Origin of the sequence: uncultured Escherichia sp. (assembly GCF_948475835.1) — a bacterium.
Lineage (GTDB): Bacteria > Pseudomonadota > Gammaproteobacteria > Enterobacterales > Enterobacteriaceae > ECMA0423.
In genome coordinates, this window is record NZ_CAOLGM010000228.1 from 1 (window position 1) to 3,039 (window position 3,039).

5 protein-coding genes are annotated in these 3,039 nt (G+C 52.9%); 1 reads left to right on the forward strand and 4 read right to left on the reverse strand.

Annotated features, from left to right (window positions below):
* Window positions 1-96: 96 nt before the first annotated feature.
* From QZF50_RS23215 to yedE, 3 genes are all read right to left on the reverse strand, one after another.
* Window positions 97-768, reverse strand: a complete 672-nt coding sequence (locus tag QZF50_RS23215; protein ID WP_023568750.1) for an SOS response-associated peptidase — start codon at window positions 766-768, stop codon at window positions 97-99.
* Window positions 769-874: 106 nt separating this feature from the next.
* On the reverse strand, window positions 875-1,108 hold the full coding sequence (yedF, locus tag QZF50_RS23220) for a sulfurtransferase-like selenium metabolism protein YedF (protein WP_000790504.1): 234 nt from the start codon (window positions 1,106-1,108) through the stop codon (window positions 875-877).
* The gene (gene yedE, locus QZF50_RS23225) at window positions 1,105-2,310 is read right to left on the reverse strand and encodes a selenium metabolism membrane protein YedE/FdhT (RefSeq protein ID WP_061892413.1); all 1,206 of its coding nucleotides are present in this window, start codon (window positions 2,308-2,310) and stop codon (window positions 1,105-1,107) included. The genes yedF and yedE overlap by 4 nt, the downstream gene beginning before the upstream one ends.
* A gap of 186 nt (window positions 2,311-2,496) precedes the next feature.
* Between yedE and yedD the strand changes: the two genes are divergently transcribed.
* Entirely contained in the window at window positions 2,497-2,910 is a 414-nt protein-coding gene (gene yedD, locus QZF50_RS23230) for a lipoprotein YedD (RefSeq protein ID WP_001295642.1), read from the forward strand.
* 33 nt (window positions 2,911-2,943) lie between these two features.
* On the opposite strand, the gene QZF50_RS23235 is transcribed toward yedD, so the two are convergent.
* Window positions 2,944-3,039, reverse strand: a 96-nt coding sequence (locus QZF50_RS23235; protein WP_290389025.1) for a hypothetical protein, incomplete at its 5' end; no start/stop codon positions are given.

The window sequence follows — 3,039 nt, forward strand, 5'->3', positions numbered from 1 at the left end:
CAGTCAGGCCGCCCGTTGAAGCAGGAACCCACCGAAATGATTCAGGCGACAGCCTGAACGTAGCAGGGATCCTCGTCCTTCAGGGCGTGGAGGATGTCAACAAACAGGTTGAATTAACTCCGCGCCCTGGTTTTTGACATTACCTACCGCGCGCGATACCGGGTGCCAGGTGAACTGGTTTGCTGGCACACAGCCGTTGGTAGCAATTTCTGATGCTTCTTTACCGCCAATCTCTTGCCGCATCCATTCCTGTGCAGCTTCTGGCGACAGAACCAGCGGGCGGCGGTCATGAATATCTACCAGACCCTGGTCTGCTGCTGCAGTGACAATTAAAAATCCTTCGGCTTCGTCACCGCGCTCAAACGGTGTGCTACCTATCGCGGCCATAAAAACAGGTTGTCCATCAGCGCGATAGATAAAATAAGGCTGTTTTTTGTCGCCTTCTTTTTTCCACTCAAACCAGCCATCGGCAAAACAGATTGCCCGACCATGTTGCCAGAGCGGTTTAAACATACGACTGGTGGCCGCAGTTTCTACGCGGACGTTAATCAGCGGCGGTTTATCCCACCATCCGGGAGCATATCCCCAGAAAACCGGATCCAGATGAAGGTGTTCATCACGTTCACTGAGCAGAAGAACTTTGGTTCCCGGCGCGACGTTGTATCTGCCAATGGGTTCGGGATCGTAGGGAATATCGCGTTCAATATCTTCCGCGAGAAGCGCAAGGTAATCTTCACGCGTTTGGGATTGGGCAAAGCGTCCACACATAGAAACCTCCTGAGATCATACTGAAAAGAATAGGAGAGGGGGCGGGTAAAATCTATGTGTCAGAGGCAACGATGTTCCCGCTGTGGGCCACAGCGGGAATGAGGGATTACTTCTGAATTAAATAACGAATGGTCGGCCCGTCTTGCTGAATATCCAGCACCGTATAGCCGTGATTACGCGCATCCAGTGGAATATTATTGATCGACTGTGGACAGTCGCTCACCACTTCCAGGATTTCCCCTTTTTTTAACTGCGGCATCGCCTCAAGAGTTGCGACTGCCGGATAAGGGCAGGGTTCACCCACCATATCAAGGCGGTAATCAGGAACGATATTTTTCATGCGATCTCCTTAGCAGTCTGCGGTGCCGCACGGCGGAAGAAGCGTTTTTCCCAGCCGATAATCAACATCAGCGCAGTAAACAACAGCAAATATGTCACCAGCAGGCCACCCATCGGGCCAAAGGTTTTCAGCAGGTTGATTTTGTCCCAGTCGGTGGCCAGCGCCGGAGCGAAATCATCCCAGTAATACGCCAGAATCGTTGAGCCGATCACGTTGCCCAGACCGACCCACCAGTAGTGCACCTGGCCTTCTACCGCGCGGTACATCCAGCCGGTTTCGCAGCCGCCTGCCAGCACGATGCCAAAACCAAACAGTAAACCACCAATTACCGCGTTTGGTCCCGCCCACATGATTTTGGGTTCAACGCCTAACTGTACGTAACTGAAGATCCCGATGGCACTCACCGCCATACCAATAATGATTGCTTTCGCCATATGGGTACGTCCGGTGATCCACATATCGCGGAACGCTGAAGTAAAGCAGATTTGCGCACGTTCAATCAGTAAACCAAAGCCGACGCCAAACAGCATTGCCAGCCCCAGTTTGGGTTGGTTCATCGCCGTGAGCAGCGCCCAGCCCAGCATGCCGAAAAAGACCAGCATCCCGAGACGAAAACGACGCCGCGCCTGATCCGGTTTTTGCGTCAGCGGTGAGGCGGCAGAAACTTTCTGCATTTTCACGGGAATACGGAAGATCGGCAGCAGGGTAAAGCGTGCGCCAAACCATGAACCAATGGCAGTGGCGATGGCAAAGAACCAGGCATGCAGCGAGAACTGAGGAATACCGGTAAAGAACGCCGCCAGGTTACAGCCCATTGCCAGACGCGCGCCAAAACCAGCGATAATACCGCCAATAATGGCCTGCATAATGCGGATACGGCTGCGTGGCATGCGCAGTTTGACATTGTTGGCCCACAGCGCTGCGGCAAAGCAGCCGCCAAACATGCCGAGGATCATCATCCCGTCGCTGCGGGTTAATGGCGATCCTTCCAGATGGATAATTTTAAAATAACCCCACTCTTCAGCATGGACGCCAAACAGCTGCAGGAGCTGACCGCCCCAACGGGTAAATTCACCCGTGACAGCCCAAAAGGTGCCAGTAATGCCAAAATAGTAAGTGGAGAGAATACCCGCCGCGATGACCGCAGGGATGGGTGCCCAGAATTTAATCAACCAAGCGTGTTTGAATTGCTGCCATGACATGAATGTAGCCTCTGAACTCAGAAGGTTTGAAACAAGAATCGCGAATCATACATCATGCAAATTTATTTTCGGGGTAATAATTCACAAAAATAATAGTTAGATCAAATTTCTCTCTGAACCTGGAAAGGCTGGCGACATCAGGGCTTTAATGCCACAATCCTCTTTTCTTCTCATGCAGGACGAATGATGAAAAAACTCGCAATTGCAGGCGCGCTCATGTTGCTGGCGGGCTGTGCCGAAGTCGAAAACTATAACAATGTCGTGAAAACCCCCGCGCCGGACTGGCTGGCGGGCTACTGGCAGACCAAAGGGCCGCAACGTGCGCTGGTCAGTCCGGAAGCGATAGGCAGCCTGATTGTCACTAAAGAGGGCGATACCCTGGATTGCCGTCAGTGGCAGCGGGTGATTGCCGTGCCGGGCAAGTTGACATTGATGTCTGATGATCTCACTAACGTTACCGTAAAACGTGAGCTGTACGAGGTTGAGCGTGACGGTAACACCATTGAGTACGATGGTATGACGATGGAGCGTGTGGATCGCCCGACGGCAGAGTGTGCCGCCGCGCTGGATAAAGCGCCGTTACCGACGCCACTGCCGTAATGAAATCTCCCCGGCTTGCCGCCGGGGATGAATTTAAATCACATCTTCGATAACCCACACGCTGACGCTGCCGCCGTTGCAAAAGAAGGTCGCTTCACCGTTTTCGTCGGTTACTACGCTCTCTTGCCG

What these genes read in the sequence shown, in the direction of transcription:
- yedE (WP_061892413.1), bottom strand. Translation starts at nt 2,310, where the DNA reads ATGTCATGGCAGCAATTCAAACACGCTTGGTTGATTAAATTCTGGGCA.
- yedD (WP_001295642.1), top strand. Translation starts at nt 2,497, where the DNA reads ATGAAAAAACTCGCAATTGCAGGCGCGCTCATGTTGCTGGCGGGCTGT.
- QZF50_RS23215 (WP_023568750.1), bottom strand. Translation starts at nt 768, where the DNA reads ATGTGTGGACGCTTTGCCCAATCCCAAACGCGTGAAGATTACCTTGCG.
- yedF (WP_000790504.1), bottom strand. Translation starts at nt 1,108, where the DNA reads ATGAAAAATATCGTTCCTGATTACCGCCTTGATATGGTGGGTGAACCC.